The organism is Pedobacter aquatilis (genome assembly GCF_032678405.1).
Classification (GTDB): domain Bacteria; phylum Bacteroidota; class Bacteroidia; order Sphingobacteriales; family Sphingobacteriaceae; genus Pedobacter; species Pedobacter aquatilis_A.
Genome location: NZ_JAVTSJ010000002.1, coordinates 436,362 through 461,678, shown reverse-complemented (window position 1 = coordinate 461,678; position 25,317 = coordinate 436,362). Strand labels below are relative to the sequence as shown.

The 25,317-nt window shown below is 38.3% G+C and carries 25 protein-coding genes; 13 read left to right on the top strand and 12 right to left on the bottom strand.

The annotated features are described in order from the left end of the window. Positions 1–32: 32 nt before the first annotated feature. Complete coding sequence (locus R2R71_RS07435) at positions 33–1,058, bottom strand: Gfo/Idh/MocA family oxidoreductase (RefSeq protein WP_316830631.1); 1,026 nt, start codon at positions 1,056–1,058, stop codon at positions 33–35. 84 nt (positions 1,059–1,142) lie between these two features. Between R2R71_RS07435 and R2R71_RS07430 the strand changes: the two genes are divergently transcribed. Continuing rightward, entirely contained in the window at positions 1,143–1,487 is a 345-nt protein-coding gene (locus R2R71_RS07430; RefSeq protein WP_316830630.1) for a hypothetical protein, read from the top strand. Between the two features lie 98 nt (positions 1,488–1,585). Here R2R71_RS07430 and R2R71_RS07425 read toward each other — a convergent pair whose 3' ends face one another. From R2R71_RS07425 to R2R71_RS07405, 5 genes are all read right to left on the bottom strand, one after another. Beyond that, positions 1,586–2,263 (bottom strand): OmpA family protein, encoded by a 678-nt coding sequence (locus R2R71_RS07425; RefSeq protein WP_316830629.1) that lies wholly within the window; start codon positions 2,261–2,263, stop codon positions 1,586–1,588. Between the two features lie 175 nt (positions 2,264–2,438). Continuing rightward, positions 2,439–3,131: an ABC transporter ATP-binding protein gene (locus R2R71_RS07420; protein ID WP_316830628.1), complete on the bottom strand. Its 693-nt coding sequence runs from the start codon at positions 3,129–3,131 to the stop codon at positions 2,439–2,441. Between the two features lie 2 nt (positions 3,132–3,133). Then, the gene (locus R2R71_RS07415; protein WP_316830627.1) at positions 3,134–4,606 is read right to left on the bottom strand and encodes a DUF5687 family protein; all 1,473 of its coding nucleotides are present in this window, start codon (positions 4,604–4,606) and stop codon (positions 3,134–3,136) included. A 56-nt stretch (positions 4,607–4,662) separates the two neighbouring features. Continuing rightward, positions 4,663–5,943 (bottom strand): replication-associated recombination protein A, encoded by a 1,281-nt coding sequence (locus R2R71_RS07410; RefSeq protein WP_316830626.1) that lies wholly within the window; start codon positions 5,941–5,943, stop codon positions 4,663–4,665. A gap of 69 nt (positions 5,944–6,012) precedes the next feature. Continuing rightward, on the bottom strand, positions 6,013–7,320 hold the full coding sequence (locus tag R2R71_RS07405) for an MFS transporter (RefSeq protein ID WP_316830625.1): 1,308 nt from the start codon (positions 7,318–7,320) through the stop codon (positions 6,013–6,015). A 205-nt stretch (positions 7,321–7,525) separates the two neighbouring features. Here R2R71_RS07405 and R2R71_RS07400 point away from each other — a divergent pair, with 205 nt between their 5' ends. Further along, positions 7,526–8,257, top strand: coding sequence for a class I SAM-dependent methyltransferase (locus tag R2R71_RS07400; RefSeq protein WP_316830624.1), 732 nt, complete (start codon positions 7,526–7,528; stop codon positions 8,255–8,257). Between the two features lie 80 nt (positions 8,258–8,337). Here the strand turns inward: R2R71_RS07400 and hisS are convergent, their stop codons facing one another. From hisS to R2R71_RS07385, 3 genes are all read right to left on the bottom strand, one after another. Further along, positions 8,338–9,729 carry a histidine--tRNA ligase gene (hisS, locus tag R2R71_RS07395; RefSeq protein WP_316830623.1) on the bottom strand — a complete coding sequence of 464 codons (1,392 nt, stop codon included), beginning with the start codon at positions 9,727–9,729 and terminating at the stop codon, positions 8,338–8,340. A gap of 261 nt (positions 9,730–9,990) precedes the next feature. Next, complete coding sequence (locus R2R71_RS07390) at positions 9,991–10,734, bottom strand: LytTR family DNA-binding domain-containing protein (protein ID WP_316830622.1); 744 nt, start codon at positions 10,732–10,734, stop codon at positions 9,991–9,993. 1 nt (position 10,735) lies between these two features. Continuing rightward, entirely contained in the window at positions 10,736–12,307 is a 1,572-nt protein-coding gene (locus R2R71_RS07385) for a sensor histidine kinase (RefSeq protein ID WP_316830621.1), read from the bottom strand. A gap of 303 nt (positions 12,308–12,610) precedes the next feature. Between R2R71_RS07385 and fumC the strand changes: the two genes are divergently transcribed. From fumC to R2R71_RS07355, 6 genes are all read left to right on the top strand, one after another. After that, positions 12,611–14,008 carry a class II fumarate hydratase gene (gene fumC / locus R2R71_RS07380; RefSeq protein WP_316830620.1) on the top strand — a complete coding sequence of 466 codons (1,398 nt, stop codon included), beginning with the start codon at positions 12,611–12,613 and terminating at the stop codon, positions 14,006–14,008. Positions 14,009–14,269: 261 nt separating this feature from the next. Continuing rightward, the gene (locus R2R71_RS07375; protein ID WP_316830619.1) at positions 14,270–14,791 is read left to right on the top strand and encodes a fumarate hydratase; all 522 of its coding nucleotides are present in this window, start codon (positions 14,270–14,272) and stop codon (positions 14,789–14,791) included. Between the two features lies 1 nt (position 14,792). Beyond that, the gene (locus R2R71_RS07370) at positions 14,793–15,599 is read left to right on the top strand and encodes a S1/P1 nuclease (protein ID WP_316830618.1); all 807 of its coding nucleotides are present in this window, start codon (positions 14,793–14,795) and stop codon (positions 15,597–15,599) included. A gap of 102 nt (positions 15,600–15,701) precedes the next feature. Then, a complete protein-coding gene (locus R2R71_RS07365; protein ID WP_316830617.1) occupies positions 15,702–16,130 on the top strand; it encodes a hypothetical protein in 429 nt (142 codons plus the stop codon). Between the two features lie 2 nt (positions 16,131–16,132). Beyond that, a complete protein-coding gene (locus R2R71_RS07360; RefSeq protein ID WP_316830616.1) occupies positions 16,133–16,567 on the top strand; it encodes a low molecular weight protein-tyrosine-phosphatase in 435 nt (144 codons plus the stop codon). A gap of 44 nt (positions 16,568–16,611) precedes the next feature. Next, positions 16,612–17,379: a ThuA domain-containing protein gene (locus R2R71_RS07355; RefSeq protein WP_316830615.1), complete on the top strand. Its 768-nt coding sequence runs from the start codon at positions 16,612–16,614 to the stop codon at positions 17,377–17,379. Positions 17,380–17,427: 48 nt separating this feature from the next. On the opposite strand, the gene R2R71_RS07350 is transcribed toward R2R71_RS07355, so the two are convergent. Together R2R71_RS07350 and R2R71_RS07345 are read right to left on the bottom strand one after the other, a co-directional pair. Then, positions 17,428–17,832 carry a hypothetical protein gene (locus tag R2R71_RS07350; protein WP_316830614.1) on the bottom strand — a complete coding sequence of 135 codons (405 nt, stop codon included), beginning with the start codon at positions 17,830–17,832 and terminating at the stop codon, positions 17,428–17,430. Between the two features lie 59 nt (positions 17,833–17,891). Beyond that, entirely contained in the window at positions 17,892–18,566 is a 675-nt protein-coding gene (locus tag R2R71_RS07345; protein WP_316830613.1) for a hypothetical protein, read from the bottom strand. A 112-nt stretch (positions 18,567–18,678) separates the two neighbouring features. On the opposite strand from R2R71_RS07345, the gene R2R71_RS07340 reads away from it, so the two are divergent. Both R2R71_RS07340 and R2R71_RS07335 read left to right on the top strand, forming a co-directional pair. Then, complete coding sequence (locus tag R2R71_RS07340; RefSeq protein ID WP_316830612.1) at positions 18,679–19,239, top strand: DUF1543 domain-containing protein; 561 nt, start codon at positions 18,679–18,681, stop codon at positions 19,237–19,239. A gap of 99 nt (positions 19,240–19,338) precedes the next feature. Further along, positions 19,339–19,794: a PA2169 family four-helix-bundle protein gene (locus tag R2R71_RS07335; protein ID WP_316830611.1), complete on the top strand. Its 456-nt coding sequence runs from the start codon at positions 19,339–19,341 to the stop codon at positions 19,792–19,794. A gap of 65 nt (positions 19,795–19,859) precedes the next feature. Here the strand turns inward: R2R71_RS07335 and cphA are convergent, their stop codons facing one another. Continuing rightward, positions 19,860–22,475 carry a cyanophycin synthetase gene (gene cphA, locus R2R71_RS07330; protein ID WP_316830610.1) on the bottom strand — a complete coding sequence of 872 codons (2,616 nt, stop codon included), beginning with the start codon at positions 22,473–22,475 and terminating at the stop codon, positions 19,860–19,862. 294 nt (positions 22,476–22,769) lie between these two features. Here cphA and R2R71_RS07325 point away from each other — a divergent pair, with 294 nt between their 5' ends. From R2R71_RS07325 to R2R71_RS07315, 3 genes are all read left to right on the top strand, one after another. Next, entirely contained in the window at positions 22,770–23,645 is an 876-nt protein-coding gene (locus tag R2R71_RS07325) for a cyanophycinase (protein ID WP_316830609.1), read from the top strand. A 73-nt stretch (positions 23,646–23,718) separates the two neighbouring features. Next, positions 23,719–24,561 carry an isoaspartyl peptidase/L-asparaginase gene (locus R2R71_RS07320; protein ID WP_316830608.1) on the top strand — a complete coding sequence of 281 codons (843 nt, stop codon included), beginning with the start codon at positions 23,719–23,721 and terminating at the stop codon, positions 24,559–24,561. Between the two features lie 29 nt (positions 24,562–24,590). Continuing rightward, a complete protein-coding gene (locus R2R71_RS07315) occupies positions 24,591–25,271 on the top strand; it encodes a hypothetical protein (protein WP_316830607.1) in 681 nt (226 codons plus the stop codon). Positions 25,272–25,317 lie beyond the last annotated feature (46 nt).

Here is a 25,317-nt window from a genome sequence, read left to right as displayed (position 1 = left end):
AAAACAGATAAGCCTTAAACAGTTTCAAAAATTTAACTTTCAAGAATTTCCAGCTGTGTTAAAACATCAACCCTGGTAACCGGATAAGGTTTATTTTGTGTTAAAGCATTGTAAACCGCGTCGAATAACGGTAGATAACTACCTGTTTCTGAAGGGATAATTTCTTCCATTCTGTTACCATTTTCATCAACAGTTGTCAGTAAACCATCTTTTCCTGCAGCTTCAATTCCATAGCCATCGTCAGTAAGTTTCATTCCCGCTAATAATTGTTCTTCCTGGCTATCAGACCTTTGTTTAACAAAACTTCCGTTAACACCATGTAAAACAAAGGCAGCTTGCGGATTTACCACCAACATACTCGAAGTAACAAATACATTAACGCTATCTGGATAATTTAACTGAATGGTGAAATAATCATCAACCTGGGTATTCTTTCTGTTCTTGCCTAAAGTTTTATGGTAATGTATTGGCTTACCGAAAATGCTAATTACCTGATCCAAAAGGTGCGGACCTAAATCATAAAGCAGGCCTGCGGCCTCAATAGCCTGTTCTTTAAAAACCTTTGGGCCTATAACATTCCTATACCTGTCGTAACGCAAGTGCATCTCAACCAGTTTTCCAAGCTTTCCACTTTCAAGTATTTTTTTTACGGAAGCGAAATCACTGTCCCAACGACGATTCTGATAGAAAAATATCTGTTTTCCAACTTCATCAGCCAAAGCGAACAATTCTTTTGCCTGAGCAGAAGTTGCGGTAAACGGTTTTTCAACAAGAATATGTTTGCCTTTTGTCAGGGCTGCTTTGGCGTGTTCGTAGTGTAAATTGTTCGGCGTATTTATTACCACTAATTCAATTTCATCATCATTTAAAAGCTCGTCAACGCTGTTATAACTTATAATTTCAGGATAATCGTTCACGGCATTTTTATTATTCCGCTCTACAACGGCTTTCAGACTAAAGCCAGTATGCGCATTTAGAAACGGTGCGTGAAAAACTTTCCCTGACATACCATATGCCAATAATCCGGCTGTAATTGTTTTATTTGAATTTGTACTCATAGACCATAAATGTAACCAAAAATACGGTCATGCGTTAATCTTAAAGCCCGAAACTATAAACCTTTTTACACTATCTTTGCATTTATGAAACCTTCGGAGATTAACAGCAAGTGGAAAACATTACAGGAAAGAATTTCTCAGGAATTTGATTCAGAGTTTCCTGATTTAAAAGTGATGTTGTTTTTAATTGGTGTGCAGGAGTTAGGAAAAGGTCCGAAGAAGTATAGTAAACGCCAGAAAGAAGAGTTAATGCATATTGCGACCTGCCGTTTGTTAAGCGAAATGGGTTTTTATGAACTTGAAGGCTTAGATCAGGATGGCTGGCCGCATTGGAAACTTGTAAAAGCCATACCGCCTTATACCATGCTGGAGCAGGAGCTGCTGATGAAATCGCTGGTTGTAAATTATTTTGAAGATATCTATTCTTAAGAAGCCATCAGGAATATAAAGAGCAAAAAAAGGCCCCGATGTTTAAACATCGGGGCTGGTTATATAATGACCTCATAGGTAGAGGGAATTCGCTATAATTAACCTTGTTTTTGCGCTGTGTTTTTTAATGCATCGTTAGCAACAATTACAATTTCAACACGACGGTTAGCTGCACGCCCTGCGTCAGTTTCGTTATCTGCAATAGGCTCAGAAAAACCTTTACCAATGGTTACTAAGCGTGAAGAAGGTACACCTTGCGAAACCGCATAAGCTTTAACTGCTGCAGCTCTTCTTTCTGAAAGCCCCTGGTTATACTGTTCAGTACCACGGCTATCCGTGTGACCAATAACTTTAATATCTGTATCAGGATATTGATTTAACGATGCTGCCAAACTTTGAACATTGGTTTTCGCTGCATCTTTTAAAGCTGTTTTATCGAAATCGAATAAGATACCGCTATCAAATTTCACAATAATACCTTCACCTTCACGGATTACCTCAGCATTTGGAATTGCTTTTTGAATTTCAGCTGCCTGTCTATCCATTCTGCGGCCAATAAATGCACCAGCCGTACCACCAATAGCACCACCAATTAATGCACCAACAGCTGTGTTACCAGCTTTCTTACCAATTAATGCACCAACAACACCACCTGCAGCAGCACCAATACCCGCACCTTTTTGCGTTTTAGTTAAACTATCGCAACTTTGAAATGCCATTGAACCAACTGCTAACCCTATACTTAATGTCGCTATTTTTACTCTTGAAATACTCATAATAATTTAGGTTTAATTTCCTGGTGTTCTATATTCAAACACAATGCCAAAAAAATAACAAGCTAAATTTTAAGCTTATTTTTTGCGAATTGGGCTAAAAGAATAATTTTTAGCCCAAACAAAAAGAGTCCTGGAAATCCAGAACTCTTCAATTGTATCATTATTAGTACAAAGACTAAGCAGAGAAATAGCTCTCCAATTCTTTTAATGTATTTTCATCTGTTTTGAAATCCTTGATTACCCTGCCTTTTTCAACCAGAACAATCCTGCTGCACACATCGGTAACATGATTTAAATCGTGACTGGAGATAAAAGTTGTCATGTTTCCAGCCTGTGCTTTGAGTAGATTCTTCAACCTGATTTGTGTAGTTGGGTCGAGATTAGCAAAAGGTTCATCCAGAATCAGTATTTCAGGTTTCTGCATTAATGCGGCAGCAATACCAACCTTAACCTGATTTCCTTTACTGAAATCACGAATATATTTCCCACTATTTAATATTTCACCATTAAAGAATTCCCCATATTGGGCAAGATAGGTCGAAACATCAGCAACGCTTAAATTATGTAAGCTACCAATAAAAATAAAATATTCTTCTGGCGTTAAATAATCAATCAGGAAACCTTCATCTAAAAAAGATGCTGTGTAATTTTTCCAGTTATCATTTTGCATTACATTTTCACCTTTTGATAAAACTTCGCCCTGCGTAGGACGGATTAAATCTAAAAGCATGCGAAAAAATGTCGTTTTACCAGCACCGTTGTTTCCAACCAGTCCTACGGTTTCGCCAGCTTCGATATGTAAATCATCAATGTTTACAACGGTTTTATCGCCATAAACTTTTTGTAAATTTTTAACTTCTAAAATCATAATTATTCTCTAAAGCCTTCGGCTATTTTATAACGTTGTAATTCAAATCTTTTTGCAATATAGTTAACCCAAAAACCGCGTAACAGCAACATGACAAAACCAAAAACAGATACGGCAATTAAACCCCAATAAGGTTTATCAAGCATCCCGAAAGGAACGTAGATTAGTATTGGCGTAAGTGCGTAAGGAAACATTAAAAGCCATTGCGTTGCGCCGGTTCCCTGATAATTAAAGCTGGCCGCTTTGGTAATATCCAAACGCTTGTAGTTTAATGTTGCGAGGTAAAGTACCACAACGGTTCCAAAACCTATATTATATAAATAGGCAGCCACATGAAGCAACAATAATTTCGGACTTAAAAAGCCGTAAAAACTCGCCAGCAGGGTAATGATGGTACAACCTATGGTAAAAAGCAAAAATTTGGCTTTTATAAAATCTTTAAAATTTATCTTATTTGCCAGTAATCCATCAAAATGGGCACTTTGCCAGGCAAACATAAACTGGCCATAAATAATGATAGATATTCCGGTCATGAAAATAGCCCCGAACATCATTTGTCCGAATGCGTCGTTGTTTATTGCCTTTTCCTTGTAAAAGATAAATCCGTAGAACAAGAAGAAGAAGCCCATAATCACTGAAGAACGTGGTCTTTTATGTCTTAAAATTAATTTTAATTCCAGAGCAGCCAGCTCTCCAACGCTGCCGAAGCGGTTTAAGAAAGCATAATCGGTACTTGCTTTTTTCTCTTGTTTAGTACTGAGTTCTTCGGTATATAAATTACGGCGAAGAAAGGCCGAGTTGATATAAAAAATTGCAATTGCCGCCAGGGTAAACAAAAAGCCGATATATGGTTTTGAAGCGATTGTTCTAAAAACATAATCGGAAGCAGCCATTACCGAAATAATTTTATAATATTCAAGTGCAGCAAAAGCAGCAAAAATTAACAAACCAAAAAAAGTATATAATACATTGCTTATCGATTTCCGCTTAATGTAAAGCGCCAGGTAATTATTAAAAATGGCTATTGAAATAATGGCAACAATGTACATTAGTGTAACGAAGGCACCGTAAGCTGGTGCGATCTTCATGAAACAAAATGGCAGAAAGATAAAAAGTGGCCATAAATTAAATGCTGAAAACAAGGCTTTAACATTCAAAAAATTAATGATTTTACTTCTTTGAATCCGAAGGTGCAGGTAAGGCACTATACTAAGGGTAGGCAATTCCTGCAACTGCAAACGCATAATAAAATCTAAGGCAAAGTAGTAGAGGATTAGGCCGTTAAAGCTTTTAATCACATCCTGATTGGTGAAGATTTTAGGAAGAATAAATTGCATTCCGAAACCTGCTCCAAGCGCCAAAACGAGAAAATAAAGCATAAAAAAGCCCAGAACGATTTGGCCGGCAATGCTACTTCCCCGGTTACGCGAACGCCAGAATGATTTCCATTGATGGTTTAAAAAGGTATTCAACATAGATAGTTTAGGTATTAGTTCTATTAATTAGTATTTATTTTGGTTGAAATGTTACATTAATAATTGTATTTGTTTTTCCAGTTCTGTCTTAGCTTCTCACGCAGCTTTTCCTCGGCCGGATTTTTACCTGGGTCGTAAAGTTTTGTTCCACTTAATTCGTCTGGAAAATATTCCTGTGCTTCGAAATTCCCTTCATAACTGTGCGAATATTTATAATCTGTACCATAACCAATATTCTTCATCAGCTTGGTTGGAGCATTACGAATATGCAACGGCACGGGTAAATTTCCGGTTTGTTTAACTAAAGCCTGAGCCTGATTAATCGCTTCGTACGAAGCATTACTTTTCGCCGAACTGGCGAGATATGTAACACATTGAGCCAGAATAATCCGTGCTTCCGGATAACCGATTACATTTACCGCAGTAAAGCAATTATTTGCCAGCAGCAGAGCATTAGGATTGGCATTTCCAATGTCTTCTGATGATAAAATCAATAATCTCCGGGCAATGAATAATGGATCTTCCCCGCCTTCAATCATCCTGGCAAGCCAATAAACAGCCGCATTGGGATCGCTGCCACGTATTGATTTTATAAATGCCGAAATAATATCATAATGTTGTTCACCCGCCTTATCATAAAGTGCAAGGTTTTGCTGGGCATGTGCCAGCACGTTATCGTTGGTTAAGGTAATTTTATTTCCCCCGATGCCGTTAATCGCAATTTCCAGGACATTTAAAAGCTTACGGGCATCGCCTCCGCTTAGCCTGATTAAGGCTTCATGCTCCTTAATTGTGATCTTCTTCTCAGCAAGTATGGCATCTTTTTTTATCGCCGTTTGCAGCAAGCCTGCAAGCTCTTCTTCGGTTAACGATTTTAAAATGTAAACCTGGCAACGTGAAAGCAAAGCGGAAATAACTTCGAAAGATGGATTTTCGGTAGTTGCACCAATAAGCGTAACTAAGCCTCGTTCTACGGCGCCTAAAAGACTATCCTGCTGCGATTTACTGAAACGATGTATCTCATCGATAAATAAGATGGGCAAACCCAGAAAACTATCTTTCAGCTGTGCAGCCCTATCGATTACATCGCGAATATCTTTAACGCCACTATTAATCGCACTAAGGTTAAAAAATGGCCTGTCTAAAGCTTGAGAGATGATATAGGCAAGCGTTGTTTTTCCAACACCTGGTGGCCCCCAGAAGATCATGGAAGGCAGCTGACCGCTTTCTATCGCCTTGCGCAAAACAGCACCTGCGCCTACAAGGTGTTTTTGCCCTACATATTCATCTAAATTCTGAGGGCGCATTCTTTCGGCTAAAGGGGCTTGGTTTTGCATAATGGTAAATATATAAAAATGCTTTTTTAAGCATCCGGAATTAATGAATTTGTTTAAACCATACAAGGTTTAATCTTCAATTTTCGAGTGGTGCTTTGTGTCTTTCATGGTTGTATATAAAACGAGTGAAATAAAAATACATCCGGTTACATACCAGTAGAAATAAGTTTCATGGCCTATATTTTTAAACCACAAGGCGAAATATTCGGCTGTTCCGCCAAAAATTGCTACGGTTAATGCATAGGGCAAACCAACACCGAGTGCCCTTATTTCTGCCGGGAAAAGTTCGGCCTTAACCACTGCATTAATGCTGGTATAACCACTCACAATAATTAAAGCGGCAATCATCAGCAGGAAAATAATAAATGTATTGCTTTCTTTAGCCAAACCTGTTAAAATAAAATAAGTGCATAAGGTACCCAAAATACCGAAACCTATAAGCAGGGGTTTCCTACCGATTTTATCTGATAGCAAACCAAATAAAGGCTGCATAATGGCGAAAACCAGTAGTGAGATAAATGATAGTTTTGTAGATGTTTCTTTGCTCAGGTGTACCGTATTTACAAGAAACTTTTGCATGTAGGTACTAAAAGTGTAGAAGGCGATGGTGCCACCCAATGTTAAGCCAACAACCGTAAAGACTTCCCGTGGGTATTTTAATAAAACAGCGATTCCACCCTTTTTTTCATCTTTATCCTTGCTCTTAAAAACAGCAGTTTCATCGATATGCCTCCTTAAATAAAGCGCAATAAAGGATAAGATTGCCCCAATAAAGAAGGGAATCCGCCAGCCCCATTTATGCAGTTCTTCGGAAGTAAGTAACCAGTTTTGTAAAATCAGCTGAATACCCAAGGCCAGCAATTGACCGCCAATAAGTGTTACATATTGAAAACTCGAATAAAAGCCCCGGTGTTTTTTTGTCGCCATCTCACTCAGGTAAGTTGCCGATGTACCATACTCGCCACCAGTGCTCAAACCCTGAATTAATCGTGCAAACACCAAAAGTAAAGGAGCGGCTATGCCAATTTGTTTGTAGCCAGGTATTAAACCGATAATTAACGACCCTATAGCCATAATCAACACGGAAATTGTCATAGATCGTTTACGACCAAATTTATCGGCAATGCTGCCAAATAACCAGCCACCAATTGGGCGCATTAAAAAGCCTACCGCAAAAATGCCTGCGGTATCCAGCAATTGCGCCGTTGGGTTGCTATTCGGAAAAAATACAGGAGAAAAATATAAAGCAAAAGCAGAGTAAGTATACCAGTCGTACCATTCTACAAGATTGCCAACTGAACCTCCAAAAATAGATTTCAACCTATATTTTACTTCATTAATTTCTTCTGGCTTAAAATCGGTTGATATATTTGACATGCTTTATAAAATAATGCTAATGTAATTTGGATGAGCAGATTTAAACACAAACTGGTAAATTTTGTTTATTTGCTATTAGGTGTAATATAGCTTGAGAATAGCTGATTTGCAAGAACGTATTCAAAAAATCACGCTAAATTAAGATGGCAAGAGTAGTTTTTGAAGGCGTAAATTTATAACATTCAATAATCCAATCCTTCATCACATGAAAGATAATTTTTCTACACAGGCAGCAGAATACGCGATATACCGACCAACCTATCCACAGGAATTGTACGACTACCTTTTCACTTTAGTAAAAAACCACGAATCGGCCTGGGATTGTGCCACAGGGAACGGACAGGCAGCCAGCGTACTGGCACGGAATTTCAAAAATGTTTATGCTACCGACATTAGCGAAAAGCAACTTAATCAGGCTTTGAAACTCCCAAATGTAACTTATCATGTCGAATCATCTGATCAGGCAAATGTTGCCGACAATAGCTTTGACTTAATCACAGTTGCTCAGGCTATTCACTGGTTCAATTTCGAAGCTTTCTATGGCGAGGTAAAACGAACCCTTAAGCCTGATGGGATTTTAGCGGTTATTGGTTATGGCTTAATGTTTATCGATAAATCCGTTGACAAGGTAATTTTTAAACTATATGAAGATATCCTGGGCAAGTACTGGGACACTGAACGCCGGTATATCGAAGAAGGTTATCAAACTATCCCATTTCCGTTCGAAGAAATTAAAGCGCCACATTTCCAGATTAAAACAACCTGGAATTTTAACCAGTTAATTGGTTACCTGAATACCTGGTCGTCGTTACAGCATTATAAAAAAGCAAACGACAGAAACCCATTGGAGTATATGCTTACCGAGCTAAAGGAAGCCTGGGGAGATGACGAGGTTAAAGAAGTTTATTTCCCCATATTGTTAAGGATAGGAAAATGATCGTATTTCCGTCATTGCGAGTCACGAAACAATCTGTTGAAGAGATTACTTCGTGCCTTACAATGACGATTTGAAAATTTTTATTTCAGGAAATCCAGAATACCTAAAACGGTAAGTTTTTGTTGCTCACCACTCTGCATGTTCTTTAGGGTAAGTTCGCCGGAAGCCATTTCATCACCACCTATTAAAATTACGTAAGGAATGTTCTTGGCATCAGCATAAGCCATTTGTTTCTTTAGCTTAGCAGATGAAGGATATAATTCGGCAGCAATACCAGCATTTCTAAATTGCTGTAGAATAGGCAATGCATATTTTTCGGCTTCAGCATCGAAATTACTGATTAAAACTTTCGTCCCGATTTCTGCAGATGCCGGAAAAAGATTAAGCTCTTCCAGCACATCGTAAATACGGTCGGCACCAAAAGAAACGCCTACCCCCGTTAAATCTTTCAGACCGAACATGCCGGTTAAGTCGTCATAACGACCACCACCACCTATGCTACCCATGGCAACTTCGTTGGTTTTCACCTCGAAAATACAACCAGTATAATAGTTTAAACCACGGGCTAAAGTAATGTCTAACTCCAGTTTTGCTGTTAAAGGTAAGGCGTAAGAAATAAGGCTTTCTACATATTCGAAAACCTGTTCTATTTCAGCTATTCCTTTTAACCCAGTTTCTGATTTTGCCAATACGTTCTTTAAACTCGAGAGTTTTTCTTCGTTTGTGCCCTCAAGTAAAATAACCGGACGAAGTTTTTCTAAATCATCCTCGGTAAAACCACGTTCCAATAATTCTTTACTAACACCATCTAAGCCAATTTTATCAAGTTTATCGATGGCAACAGTCATATCGATAATCAAATCAGGTTTACCTATAATTTCAGCTATACCCGATAGAATTTTTCTATTATTAATTTTAACACTAAAATCCTTCAAGCCAAGTTTGGCCAAAGCTTCATTGTAAATAAGGATAAATTCCGCCTCGTTTATTAAACTCTCCGACCCGACTACATCTACATCGCACTGGTAAAACTCACGGTATCTTCCTTTTTGCGGACGATCTGCCCGCCACACAGGCTGAACTTGGAAACGTTTGAATGGTAAAGTAATTTCGTGTTGGTGCATGACCACATAACGTGCAAAAGGAACGGTTAAATCGTAACGTAGCGCCTTTTCAGAAATCAGTGGAATGAGTTGGTTACTGTTTTCATCCTGAGCAAAGTCGAAAGATTTCTTTTTAGCGTCTTTGAGATATTCCCCGCTATTTAGAATTTTAAAAATCAGCTTATCGCCTTCATCACCATATTTCCCGGTTAAAGTAGAAAGGTTTTCAAAACTTGGCGTTTGAATTTCTGCATAACCATATTTCCTGAAAACCGACTTAATGGTATCGTAAATAAAGTTCCGTTTTACCATTTCAACAGGCGAGAAATCGCGTGTACCTTTTGCTAATGAGGGTTTAATAACTGACATAGCCGCAAAAGTACAAAAAGGTTTATTAACGACAGATATGTTTTACAGCCAAGATTAAAGCGGTCTGGAAATGGAGATGCATTTGTCATTCTGAGTGCAGCGAAGAATCTGCAAGCGATTAGAGCATGTCCGTCAATTAATTCGCCTACAAAAAAAGTCTATGTAGTATCTTAAGATAGCATCAATAGGTTAGGGATTCTTCGTTACACTCAGAATGACAGCAAGAATTGTACTTTAACCAATACAAGAAGTTTAAAAATCCTACCTTCCCAATACAGCTTTTACCATTTCCCTGTTTGGTTTCGAAACAGGAATTTTGTCGCCATTATTCATCATTAGCATTCCACCATCTTCCTTTAACCAGCTTTTTACAAACTGTGGATTAACTAAATGGCTTTGATGCGAGCGAATAAAACCATGTGGTTTCAACAGATCTGAATATTCCTTTAGTGGTTTTGAAATTAATATTTTCTCACCTGAAGATATATGGAAAAAGGTATAAGTATTATCAGCAACACACCGAACAATCTCATCAACAGAAACATAACGAATCTCATGCTGTTGCGGCAATGCTATTTTCGGAACAGCAGGCTCAGTACGTTTAATTTGATTGAGTAAAAAGTTAAGTTGCTCCCCGTTAATTTTATTTTTAACCCTTTCCTCAGCTTTTACAACTGCTGCTTTTAGCTCGTCTGGGTCCACTGGTTTAAGCAGGTAATCTAAAGCTGCAAATTTTACTGCTTTGATTCCATAATTATCATAAGCGGTTACAAAAATCACTTCAAAGGTTTTATCACCAAGCATATTCAACAAATCAAAACTTGTGGTTTTTCCCATTTGTATATCGAGAAAAATTAAATCAGGCCTATGCAGGTTAATCTTTTCCAAAGCATCAGCTATGTTAGCAGCAATGGCTACCACTTTAATTTGCGGACAGTTTTTGGTTAGTAAAACCTGTAAGTTCTCTAAATTTGGTTGCTCATCATCTACTAAAATTGCCCTCATGCTATAACCATTGTGTTAGTGTAATTTTTACGGTTGTGCCTTTTAAATCCGAGTGGATATTCAATTGAAAAGGTGTTTCCTTATAAATTGTATTAAGTAAAGTTATACGGTTTTTGCTTAATGTTAAACCCAAACCATTATAAGTTTTACTGATATCGAAACCTTTCCCGTTGTCGGTTATTTGCAACACTAAATCTGCTGCATCTTTCCTGAAACTGATTTCAATTTTACCATCCTCTGCTTTTTCAGCTACGCCGTGTTTCACTGCATTTTCAACAAAAGGCTGCAAAAGCATCGCCGGGATTTCGACGTTTTCGGTATCTAAATCGGAAGATGCCATTAGTTTGTATTGAAATCCAAAACGCAATTGCTCCATCTGGAGGTAATCATCGAGCAGAGTTTTTTCTTCAGTTAAACTAATCAGGTCTCTATTATCCAAAACATTGCGGGTTAAACGGGCAAACTTGCTAAGATAACGGTTGGCATTGTCTGTTTCATTTTTGTTCATCAGGTTCTGGATTCCGGCCAGCGCATTAAATAAAAAATGCGGGTTTAACTGTGAACGAACAGCATTTAATTTAAGCTGTGCAATTTCTTTCTGTTTTTGCTCAATTGAAAATTTTGTCTTATTTCTTCGCTTGATAAAAACCATAATAAGGCCTGATATCAAGCCCAAAAGCCCACAGGTGTATCCAATATAAGTCCAAACTTCTTTTTTACTAAATTTTTCTTCTTCCAAATTTATGGAAAGCGTGTACCGGGCCGCATATTTTTCTACGTTTTTTAATGCCGAAGTACCTCTAATAAATGGCTGGATAATAATCTCATAATTTCCAGATTTTTTGAAAACGTTTTTGGTTATTTTAATATAAGGCAAGAATGATCCTTCTTCAACATAATTACCATACTCCCATGAAGTTGATTTGAATATTATTTTATTAGTTTGTTTGTCTTTTATCAAGAGATTATAGATATAATCAATATCAGATCTATTTTTTACAACAGAAAGATCGCTGTCGTTACTACCGAAACTAAACTTAAGATTTTTTAAACCTACGGTCTTACCAAAGTCTTTCGAAATATATTGAACCTTTGCTTTAGGAATTGGTTTACCGTAAAAAACAGATTTATACATATTAAGTGGACTTTCAACACTATAAACTAATACTGTTACAATTTTATCTTTTATGGTAAAAACACCAAGTGTTGCGGAGCTAAATATTTCTTCATCCCCCCCTGCATGCGTGTCAATTAATTGAGCTTTATTGATTGGCTTATTTACTACAAAAGGTTTTTCATCAACTAAAATTGTGTAGCGATAATCCTGTATAGCATTTGCCTTTCTAAAATTAATTTGAATATTCAGATTATTAACTTCTGGCAGGTAGTTAAAGGATGTATTAGGTTGATTGGGATATATATTCCAATAATAAATATCCGTTGCCAAACTATCTACAAAGTAGAGTAGTTTTCCTCCACCAGGATAAGACTTATGAAAATCTATGCCATTTTGTGCGCTAGCAGTAAACAGGATAAGAAAGAAGCTGAGCAATATTAAGGTTACTTTTTTCATTTTTTTTAAGTTTAATTTTCATCAAACTTCTAGCAATAATAACAAAACTAAAACCATAAAACAGGAATAACATCGTTCTGGTTAGTATCCAGGTCGTTTTGTACAGTATTTATTTTTAAAGCAATCTTTACCATTGGTTTTAACCAACCGATTTAAAGCTTTAGCAAAATTTGCATTAGTAACTTTCTAAACTGCAATTACCCCCCAATCAATCCATGCCATCAGCCTCAAGTAAATATCGAATATAATACCTTGCTTTATAGGCAAAAAACTTAAATTTGCCACAACAAAAATCAAAATATAATGAGTTTCAGAATAGAACACGATACCATGGGCGAGGTGCAGGTACCTGCCGACAAATACTGGGGTGCACAAACAGAACGCTCACGCAACAACTTTAAAATCGGACCAGAAGGTTCAATGCCGAAAGAGATTATCCATGCTTTTGGATACCTTAAAAAAGCTGCAGCTTTAGCAAATACTGAACTTGGTGTACTTTCTGCAGATAAAGCTGATTTAATTGCTAAAGCCTGTGATGAAATTATTGCTGGTGATTTGGACAATCAATTTCCATTGGTAATCTGGCAAACAGGTTCTGGAACACAAAGTAACATGAACGGCAATGAGGTAATTGCAAACCGTGCGCACGTTATTAACGGTGGCGCATTGGCTGATGATAAAAAAGTACTTCACCCGAACGATGATGTAAACAAATCGCAATCATCGAACGATACTTACCCAACAGCAATGCATATTGCTGCTTATAAATTAACTGTTGAAAATACTATTCCTGGTTTGGAAACCTTACGTAATGCTTTGGCTAAAAAAGTAGAAGAATTTTCAGGCATTACAAAAACCGGTCGCACCCACTTTATGGATGCTACACCGCTAACATTAGGCCAGGAATTTTCGGGCTATGTTCAGCAAATCGACAACAGTATCAGGGCAATTAAAAATGCATTGGTAATGGTTGCTGAATTGGCTTTGGGTGGTACTGCAGTAGGCACAGGTTTAAATACGCCTAAAGGTTACGATGTTTTGGTAGCTAAAAAAATTGCCGAATTAACGGGCTTGCCTTTTGTTACGGCACCGAATAAATTCGAAGCCTTAGCGGCTCACGATGCGATGGTTGAACTTTCTGGCGCTTTAAAACGTACCGCTGTTGCCTTAATGAAAGTGGCTAATGATGTGCGTATGTTAAGTTCTGGTCCACGTTGTGGAATTGGCGAAATTGTAATTCCTGATAACGAGCCAGGTTCTTCAATTATGCCGGGCAAAGTTAACCCAACACAACCAGAAGCATTAACAATGGTTTGCGCTCAGGTTATCGGTAACGATGTTGCGGTTTCTGTGGGCGGCATGTCAGGTCATTTCGAACTGAATGTTTTCAAGCCTTTAATTGCAGCTAATGTATTGCAATCTGCCCGCTTAATCGGCGATGCTTGTGTTTCTTTCACTGTAAAATGTGCTGAAGGTATTACGGCAAACCTCCCAGAAATTGAGAAACATTTACAAAACTCGTTAATGTTGGTTACTGCGTTAAACCCGCATGTAGGTTACGAAAACGCTGCAAAAATTGCGAAGAAAGCACACAAGGAAAATAAAACCTTAAAAGCCGCAGCTGTTGAGTTGGGCTTATTAACCGCCGAACAATTCGATGAGTGGGTTCGTCCGGAAGATATGGTTGGGAGTTTGAAATAATATTTGAAAAGCAGGGCCATTCGTTCTTCGGATCCGAAAGCCCCGCTTTACACTTCAATCTTTTGAAAACTTATGTCGTGCTGAGTCACCAAGCAGCTATTTCATCGCTTGCAGATGCTTCGTGCCTCAGCATAACAACTTATTTAAAGTTCGTGCAATCAAAAGTATTTCCGTTTCAATCGGGTTTATTTAACCCAAAATATTGCTTAAAAAATAATCGCCCTGCGAAAAATGCCAATATCAAAAAACAAACATCTTAGTTTGACAACTATCAAACTTTCCTTAAGGTTAAGGCATTTGTACATCATCCTTTTTACCTTTTCTATTCTACAGATTGCCTGCTCTCCACGTCCCAATATCCAGGGTAAAGGCGAAGAATTTATGCAGGGTGTATGGAATGAAGATACTGTTGCCTTCAGCGAAAAACTCAGTAATTATACCCAGCACCATTTTAAGTTTACCTGCGATTCAGTCTATATCGATTTGGTAACACACAGTAAACTTAACCTGTATGAAGATTCGTGCTTCAATAACGGTGTGTGGAAAGAATATGCCAAAGGTGTTTATGCTGTAAAAGGCGATACTTTATTTGTTGGGGCAACATTTACGCATGCCAACTATAAACAAAAAATTTCGGGATGTTACCGCATTGGCCGCTATGATAAAAATTTCCTGATTAAGAAAAAGACTACTGATACGTTACTTTTGGAAAGCCTGAGCGACCAACGCGAAATCACCTTATCATTAAAAGAAAAAGTTACCTGCGTACAAAAAGAATTATAACATGATTTTCAAAACAATAAGAAAGAAACTTGCCATTCTGGCTGCAATTGGCTTGTTAACCTATGCACCCATTCAGGCAAATGCCTGGGGCATGATTGGCCACCGCGTAGTAGGCGAAATTGCCGATAGTTACTTAACTGCAAAAGCACGCAAAGCCGTTCAGGCCATTCTCGGTTCAGAAAACCTCGCCATGTCGGCAAACTGGGGCGATTTTATAAAATCAGATTCTACCTATAATTACATGTACAACTGGCATTTTGTAAATCTTCCGGGTGGTTTGGATAAACAAGGTGTGTATAATATTCTTGAAACTGAAAAAGCACCTAATCTTTACAATAAAATCCCTGATTTAATTGCCGTTTTAAAGAAAACCAGCAGTACCGCCGAACAAAAAAAACTAGCGCTGAGGATGCTTGTTCACCTTGCAGGCGATTTATGCCAACCCATGCACGTAGCACATAAAGAAGATTTGGGAGGCAACCGGGTTTCTGTATTATGGTTTAACGAGAAATCGAATATCCATAAAGTGTGGGATGAGCAATTAATCGAATACCAGCAATTAAGCTACACTGAATATGCTAAAGCAATTAACCACCCATCGGCGGTTCAGCTTTACAACTGGCGAAATACAAGCTTAAAAGATTGCATATACGAATCTTACCTGGTTTGCAGCAAGATATATGAAAATGCTAAACCCGATGCCAAACTTAGCTATCGCTATAATTTCGAATGGGTGGAAACGCTGAATCAACAATTATTAAAAGGTGGTATTCGATTAGCAAAAATGATTAACGACATTTACGGGTAATAAATTTATTATCAGAAGATTAAAAGCCTCAAAACATGAGGCTTTTTTTATGGCCTGTAGCATAATCATCTGTAAATTCGTTTACCATTAAAAACCGCTATTATGAAAAAACTTATTTTATTATTTATCGTACGCACAGCCTTTGCCTGTAAAAAAGACATGGATAAAACACTTACCAGTAAAAACTGGGTTATCGCCTCGGTAACGGTAACACCAGCCATGACTAGTAACAACAAAACCAGCAATAATTACATTGAGCTAATGGGGCAAGCCAGCTGTGTTGCAAACTTAAGACTTACCTTTTCAAATGATGGGACATATACTTCCGGTTCGAACGGCGCACTTTGCGATATGGCAGCATCAACCGATATTAAAACCTGGGTAAGAAACGATAACCAGATTACCCTATCGGCAAATAAGAATTCTCCGATGACATTAAACGGAAATACCTTAACCCAAACAATTACCAGTCCTGCATCGGGAGGAACTGTATACACCTTTACCTACATTTACAAAGCTCAATCGAAATAATTTTGAAAATTTTAATGGTTTGCCTCGGTAATATCTGCCGTTCGCCACTTGCTGAAGGCATTATGCGTCATTTAGCCGATAAAGAAAATTTAAATTGGGAAATTGCCTCTGCAGGAACCGGCAACTGGCATATCGGGAAAGCGCCCGATTACCGAAGTGTTGCCGCCGCTAAAGCTTTAGGCTACGACATCAGTAAGCAACGGGCACAGCAATTTAATCAGAAAATGTTTGCCAAATACGATTTGATTATGGTGATGGATAGAAACAATTTAAAGGATGTTCAAAACCTGGCAAAAACCGATGAGGAGCGAAAAAAAGTTAAACTATTTCTTGATAACGATGAAGTTACAGACCCCTATTGGGATAATAGCCTTTTTAAGCCGGTTTGCCAACAAGTTGAAGAAAGATGTAAAGAAATTATCAAACAACTTTCTTAATTTAGTTTTCAATTCATTATCCCTTACATCGCTAACCAAATAACATGAAAAAACTGTTTTCCATTTGTTTCTTTATTGCTGCTGCAATTTTACTTCAAAGTTATACTGCTAAAAAATCGCCAAGGGTTTTGGTTTTTTCCAAAACCAAAGGCTTTCGCCATGCTTCAATTGAAAAAGGAAAAGCAGCCATAATGAAATTAGGCAGCGAACATAATTTTCTGGTTGACACAACGGAAAATGCAGCTTTATTTACAGAAGCTAACTTAAAAAACTATGCAACTGTTATTTTTCTAAGCACAACTGGTGATGTGTTGGACGATGCGCAGCAGGCAGCCTTTGAAAGGTATATTCAGGCTGGTGGAGGCTATGTGGGTGTGCATGCTGCAACCGATACTGAATATGATTGGCCGTGGTATGGCAAACTTGCCGGTGCTTATTTTTTAAGTCACCCTGCCCAACAGGAAGCCCGTTTTGTGATAAAAGACAAAAAACACCCATCCACTAAGTTTATGACCGATTCTGCGTGGATACACAAAGATGAGCTTTATAATTTCAAGGATATTAATCCGGATATTAAGGTTTTGATTACGATTGATGAATCATCATATAAAGGAGGCAAAAATGGAAATTTCCACCCCTTTAGCTGGTACCACAGTTTCGACGGCGGACGTTCTTTCTACACATCAATGGGCCATACCGATGAAACCTGGATCGACCCGATGTTCTTAAAACACTTATATGGTGGAATTGAGTACGCCATAGGAAACCAGAAAAAACTCGATTACTCAAAGGTACATACCAAACTGCCGTAACATAAACGGCACAACTTTGTGAGGTGTAAATTGTGCCGCTCCTAAGTTTTAGTAAAACAACTGCGAAAGTACGTTAGATGCCGATGGCGTTGCAGGTTTTAAAGATGTAAATTTAGTGAGTTGCGCCACTGTTAGCGCTGTTCCTAACTTTGATTTCAAACCTGAAAATAGTTTACCAAATTTAGTTTGATAAGCTGCTGGGTCTGTTTTCTGTGTGGCAAGAATTGTTGCTTTTTCTACTAAAAAGTCTTTTACCGCCGATTTAACCGTTGGCTGTTGCGCCGTTGTTAAGCTTAATCCTGAAGTTAATTTACCCATTATCCCCGAAGTTAAACTGTTTACATCAAAACCCGCTGAAGTAGCCGCTGATGTCGCTTTACTTAAAATCCCCTGTGCATTCGATGCAAAATTTAACCCTATTATAAGGCTCGCTAAAATCAATAATTTTTTCATTTTTAGAATCGTTTTAGTCGAATATACAATTTTTACACCTTTTAAGAATGAAGTTTTGATTAAGATTTTATAGCTTTCTTATTAACCAGATAAATGTAATTGAGCATACAGAAAGAAGCCACTGCACCAAATGTATGCCACAGAAAATGCGTTCCAACAGTTAATATTTCCCATTTATCCGCTATGCGAAAGGTTAAAGCAAAAATGAAAGAAATTAAAGCAAAACCCACCCATTTACCATTTCGCCAATCTGTTTTTAACAGATATCCAAATACCGGAAAAAGCACCAGGGCAGCCATAAAGGCGTAATTAATATTGATAAATAGCTGGAAATCGCCACCTGTAAATTGCCTCCGTAAAAAGAGCTGAAAGAATGCATAAACAACTACAATTAATGCGGCGAAATACCATTTTGTAACCTTAGCCAAGAAGTATGTTCCAGCCGACAGGCAAAGGAGCATAACTGGCATCCAGTCCATCATAATAAAAATAGGCCACCGCCTAAGGCTGTGGTAAGTTGTGCCGCCAATACCGCCTATGTACAACAAAACCAAAGCAAAAGTTAAAAAAGCGTGCTGCTTAAAATCTTTCCTGATTTTAAAAGTCCAGTAAATAGCAATAGCTAAAAAGAAACAGCTTGTAATTGCATTTAAGGGTTCAGGGAATAAGTTGTTAAGATTTGTTTCTGTATATAACGTTCCGCCATCTGGTGGATTCTGGATAAAAGCGCTCATATTTTTACAACATAAGGTGTTTTTTAATGTTTGCAATCTGCATTTATAAAATTGAAAATCCTTCGGTTTTTTAAGTAAAAAAATTGCGACCTTAGGTTAACAACAAACTAACATGCAAACACAGAAATTATTTATGCTGATGCTGGGCTGCAAGCCCCAAGGACGGCAAACAGAACAACATGATATCTTTTTTGGCATCGGCGAAAGCCTTAAAGATTTAATCCCGCAAATTTTCGACTTCTGGCCGGAAGCGAAAAGCAAAATACACATCGATGCCTGGCGTGAAGTTAATTTCGTTGAAGGTTGTAAAGTTGAAGTGATTCCTTCATCAGAAAGCATTGAAAATCAATTTAGCCTTTTCTTTTTAAACCTTGGTGGTTACCGCCCCAACGAATTTGATGAACCGCATTATAAAATGTTGCTCGCCACGCCTGATAAAGCTACAGCAATAAAGCTGGCAAAGGAAACCGCTTTCTATAAACATACCTGCTTTGAAGGCGCCACATCGCATATTGATGATAAATATGGGGTAGATGTTGACGATGTTTTTGAAATCGAAGATGTGATTACTGCTGACTTAAAATCGAAGTTTAAATTAAAACTTAGTCCGGCAGAAAGCATAACTGAAGATGAAATTCACCTGGGTTATTTACCAATCAAAAACATCACATAAACAACATAGCTTACTGTTGTAAGGATTTAAAAAAAATGACAAACTTTTTTTCTTTCGGCTGTGTTGCTTTAATACATCGAAACTATAAAAAATAAAAACATGAAAACTACAACAGTAACAGCAGAGGTTTTAAACGACCTGGTTCAAATTAATAATGACAGAATTGAAGGTTATGAAAAAGCCCGCCAAGAATTAAAAGATGGTGATGCAGATTTAAAATCTTTGTTTTTAAATATGATTGAAGAAAGCCAGAAATATAAACTAGCCCTGGCAACGGAAATTTCTGCTGCAGGAGAAGATATTGAAACCGGCACAACCACATCAGGAAAAATATATAGAGGCTGGATGGACGTTAAAGCCTTATTTACTGGCCACGATAGAAAAACAGTATTAAATAATTGTGAGTTTGGTGAAGATGCAGCTCAAAATGCCTATAAAATGGCGCTTGAAGAGGAGGAATTGCCTGCAAACATCAGAACATTAATTTCTGATCAGAAAGCATCTTTACGAAAATCGCATGATGAAATTAAAAGATTACGCGATTCTCAAGCGTAAGTTTAGCTTTAGTAATTAGTTAGAAAGCCCTTCCGATATAATCGAAAGGGCTTTTTTACTTTTAGCTATGATTCTAATTCCTTATCCAGATGTTCTGTGACCCTTTGGATGGTATTATCAATCGTATTGCTCAGAATAGTTAAATATGAGCCTTTTTGTGCTTTATTAATGGCATCCTGCAGGCAGTCGGTACTCTTATTATTAATGATGATTTCTTTATTCGAATCAACTTCTTTAATTCCTTTAATCAATAAATCAACCAGTTCTTCCTGACTTCTTCCACGCAGGTATTTTTCCTGACAGATATAGATTTTATCGAACATCTGTGCTGCAATCCTTGCCGTTTCAATAATATCTTCGTCACGCCGGTCGCCCGTTCCCGAAATGATGCCAACATGTTCGGTTGCCTCTACACTTTGCAAATAAGCTTTTACACCATTAAATCCATCAGGATTGTGCGCAAAATCTACCAGAACTTTAAAATCTTTAAACCTGAAAACATTCATCCTGCCAGGTGTGTGTGCAGCTGAAGGAATAAAAGTTTCCAGCGATAAACGGATGTCATCAGTTTTATATCCCCATAGGTAAGCCGCCAGTGTTGCAGCCAATACGTTTTGAATCATGAAATTTACCGAACCACCAAACGTTAAAGGAATATGGGTCGCCTTATCAACCCTTAGTTTCCAGTCGCCCGTTTTTATGGTAATGTAACCATTCTCATAAATTGCGGCTACACCTCCCTTACGGCAATGTTCTTTAATCACCGGATTGTTTTCATCCATACTAAAGTACGCCACATTGCAGCGTGCATCTCGGGCAATTTTAACACAGTAGCCGTTATCAGCATTCAATACAGCCCAGCCTTTACGGCGAACAGCACCAATTACGACGGCTTTCACCCGCGTTAAATCGTCAAGGTTATGGATGTCAGAAATACCCAAATGGTCTTCCTGAATATTGGTTACCACACCGATATCACATTGGTTAAAACCTAATCCGGCACGTAAAATACCACCACGGGCAGTTTCCAGAACAGCAAATTCTACCGTTGGGTCTTTCAAAATAAACTCTGCACTAACAGGCCCGGTTGTATCGCCTTTCATCAGCATGGTATTGTGAACATAAACACCATCAGATGTAGTAAAACCTACCCTTTTTCCGTTGCTGCGGATAATATGTGCAATTAAGCGGGTGGTAGTAGTTTTTCCGTTGGTTCCGGTAACAGCAATAATTGGTATCTGCGATAGCTTTCCCTGTGGATAAAGCATATCGATAACGGAAGCTGCAACGTTTCTTGGTAAGCCTTCGCTTGGCGCTAAGTGCATCCTGAAACCCGGCGCAGCATTAACCTCTAAAACAACCCCGCCATTCTCAGTTAATGGTTGCGTTAGGTTTTGGGCCATAATATCAATACCACAAATATCCAGTCCGATAACCCTCGAGATACGCTCGCAGATAAAAATGTTCTGCGGATGAACAATATCCGTAACATCAATAGATGTTCCGCCAGTACTCAGGTTAGCTGTCGATTTTAGATAAACAATTTCGCCCTTTTCAGGGATGGTTTCCAGCGTATATTGTTTTTTGGCTAGCAAATCTAAAGTATCCCGATCAACACTTATCTCTGTTAAAACATTTTCATGCCCGTAACCGCGACGTGGGTCTTCATTTTCTTTATCAATTAATTGCTGTATGGTGTGAATGCCATTACCCCTTACATTTGCAGGGTCGCGTTGCGCAGCGGCGACAACCTTATGGTCGATTACCAATATGCGAAAATCATACCCGGTAATGAACTTTTCTATAATTACCCTACGTGAGTAGGTTTTGGCATATTCGAATGCAGCCTTTGCTTCTTCAAGGGTTTTTACATTAATGGTTGCGCCTTTACCATGGTTTCCATCCAGAGGTTTAAATACCAGTGGAAAACCAACTTTCTTTACCGATGCTTCCAGATCATCGGGATTTGAGATGGTAACACCTGAAGCAACAGGAATTGCAGCCTCAGTTAACAACCGCTTGGTTTCTTCTTTATTGCTGGCAATATCAACGGCAATACTACTCGTTTTTTCAGTCATGGTGGCCCTGAAACGAACCTGGTTCTTCCCATAACCGAGTTGTACCAGCGAGCTTTTGTTTAAGCGGATCCATGGGATATTTCTACTAACGGCTTCCTGAACAATAGAACCTGTACTTGGACCTAAGGCTTCGAGTTCACGAATCTCTTTCATCCTGCGGATATCATGCTCCAGATCGTACTCAACATTATCAATCAAAGCCTCCGCAATTTTTACAGCAGCTTCGGCAGCGTAAACACCTACCTTTTCTTCCAGATAGCTAAAAACCACATTGTATATGCCTTCGGTTTTGGTTTGTCTCGTCCGGCCGAAACCTGTTTCCATACCCGCAATGGTCTGAATTTCGAGTGCAATATGCTCGATAACGTGCCCCATCCATGTACCTTCTTTTACCCGGGTGAAAAATCCACCTTCAACGCCTTTAGAGCACCTGTGGCTGAACATACTTGGCAGCAGCTTCTCAATCCTTTCACTAAATCCTTCAATTGTATTTGTTGGCCTTTGCTCCAGCTCCTCCAGATCAAGGCGCATCTGAATTAGTTTTTTCCGATTTATCGACCAGATATTCGGCCCTCTTAATACTTGTATGTTTAATATCTTCATGTAATGTTTTGTCGTTTTTTATTCGCCAGATGGCTCAGCCGGCCTGTTTTACTCAATTTATAAGGGCAGAATTGATGATTGTAAATTATGCATTTATTTTGAAAACAGGTATAGCATTTACCTAAATCAATTTTAAGCTACAATTGTTTTGTTTTCAGCTAAAAGCATCAAAATTTTTGAGATAAAAATTTCAACTTTTGTTAATAAACCGAATATTATTGACAAAAAAAGTCGCATTTTTTATCTTATCCTGATATATTTGGTTTTTTTGATACAATACAAAATACACAAAGAATGGTTCCCAAAGGTAAGCTCATCATTATAGGTGGGGCAATTAATACGGGTAGTTTTGCGGAAACGCAATTCGGACTGCCGGATAACATGAATTTTTTTGAGCGTGGAATTTTAAAGAGAGTTACTACCGAATCAATAAAAAATACCGAATCACGCTTTGAAATTATTACCACAGCATCATTAATGCCCGAAAAAGTAGGTGAAGAGTATATTAAAGCTTATGCCCAGTTAGATGTTAACAATGTTGGGGTTTTAAATGTAACCAATCGTGAGGAAGCAAACGCCGAGGAAAACTGCGAGCGCATCAGGGCAGCTGAAGTAATTATTTTTACCGGAGGCGATCAGCTGCGTCTATCTTCTATATTCGGGGGTACTAAAATCCACCAGATTCTTTTAGAGAAATATAAAAATGAAGCTGTTGTAATTGCCGGAACATCGGCAGGTGCCGCGGCTAGTTCCAAAAACATGATATACCAGGGCAGCAGTAAAGATGCGCTGTTAAAAGGTGAGGTAAAAATTACCGGAGGCCTTGGTTTTATTGATGATGTAATTGTGGATACACATTTTGTGCAACGCGGAAGGATCGGCAGGTTATTATATGCCGCAGCAAGTAACCCGGGCATATTAGGAATTGGTTTAGGTGAAGATACTGGCTTATATATTTCTGACGGACATGTTATGGAAGCCATAGGCTCGGGAATGGTTATTCTTGTTGATGGCCGGCAAATGGCGGATACTAACCTTACTGACGTAGAGATGGGACAACCGGTATCAATTAAAAATATGGTTGTGCACGTTATGTGCGACGGCGATGTCTATGATTTAACTGATCACAGTTTAATTATTCACCACCCAAAAGTTGCTCCGATAGCATAGAGAATGGGAAGACTAGCGGGAAGTCTAAAATTAGGTTAAACGTCATGCCGGTCTTGATACTTGATACTATAAAATGAAACTAATAATACACGGAGGCTTCTTCAGTGAGTCGTCTACCAACCAGGAAACAAAAAAGGCTAAACAAGATGCTTTGGCTAATATTGTTACGCTTGGCCATGAATACCTTAAAACACATACAGCTTTAGAAACTGTGGTTTATACCGTTGGTTTGCTGGAAGATAATGAGTTATTTAATGCCGGAATTGGTTCGCAGATTCAAAGTGATGGCAAAGTGAGGCTAAGCGCTGCATTAATGGATGGTAAGACCGAAAAGTTTAGTGGTGTAATTAACGTTGAAGATATTAAGAATCCGATAGCAGTTGCAGAGAAATTATTAAAATACGACGACAGGGTATTAAGCGGGGAAGGCGCCCAACATTTCGCCCGTGAAAATGGCTTTGAATATTTTAATCCAATAACATCTCAACGTCAATCTGAATACGAAGCCAAATTAAATCAAAAAAACAACAAGGGCACCGTAGGTTGTGTGGCTTTAGATGCTAGTGGGAATTTAGCGGCTGCTACTTCAACAGGTGGTAAAGGTTTTGAAATTCCCTGCCGTGTTAGCGATTCGGCAACCGTTGCCGGTAATTATGCAAACGCTTATGCCGGAATTTCGTGCACCGGGGTAGGCGAAGATATTGTAAGTGGGGCATTAGCGGCAAAAATTGTTACCCGTGTAACCGATGGCTTCTCTCTGAAAGCGGCTGCGGATAAATCTTTTACCGAATTAAAAGCCTTTGATGGCTTTGCAGGTATTATAGGCATTACCGCACAAGGCGAAATCTACCATTGCGATGCTCACCCATATATGGTATGGGCATCTTTCGATGTTAATTTACAGGTATTTAGCTGAAAATTAATTTAAAGTATTATTTTTGTTGCATGACTAAAATGGTTATGGCTTTTTTGAGCCTTTTTGCCTCTTTACAACTATACGCACAAAACATAGATAAATCAGATCAGGAGCCTGGTTTTGGCGGAAGCGCAATAAATATTGCCGTTTCTAAATATGATCTTGCCGAAGGGACTAATTATTTTGAAGATGCGCAGGATTTAGAGAAAAAAGGTGAATTTAATGAAGCATTAACCTTATTTGGCAAGGCAGCGTTCGAATTTAATGCCGTTAAAAATTTTGGTCTTTATTGCCAGGCGCTTATCAAAATGAGCAATATGCATTACCAGTTAGGGCGTTTTACCGATGCCGAGCAAATCCTCCTTAACGTGGTACTCAAAAACTATTCAAAAATGGGCAGCCGCATGGGTCAAATGAACACGTATAACATCTTAGGCAAAGTTTATCTGGCAGAAAATAAATATACCCAATCGATGTGGTTTTATACACAGCAGGGAATATTGGCCCGTCAGTTAGGCAGTAGCAATTCTCACATCGAATCAATACTTGGCCTGGCACAGGTAAAAATTAAAAAGAAAGATTACAGCCTGGCCTCGAAAGACTTGAATCAGGCAGAGCTTTTGGCTAAATCAATCAAAAGCAATCAGTATAAAACACAGATTAAAGAATCCCGGGAAATTATTTCGGGTAAAGTTTCTTCCAAAAAATAACAACCCTTTAAATTACTTAATTTTAAGTATTTATCTCTCAGTCAGC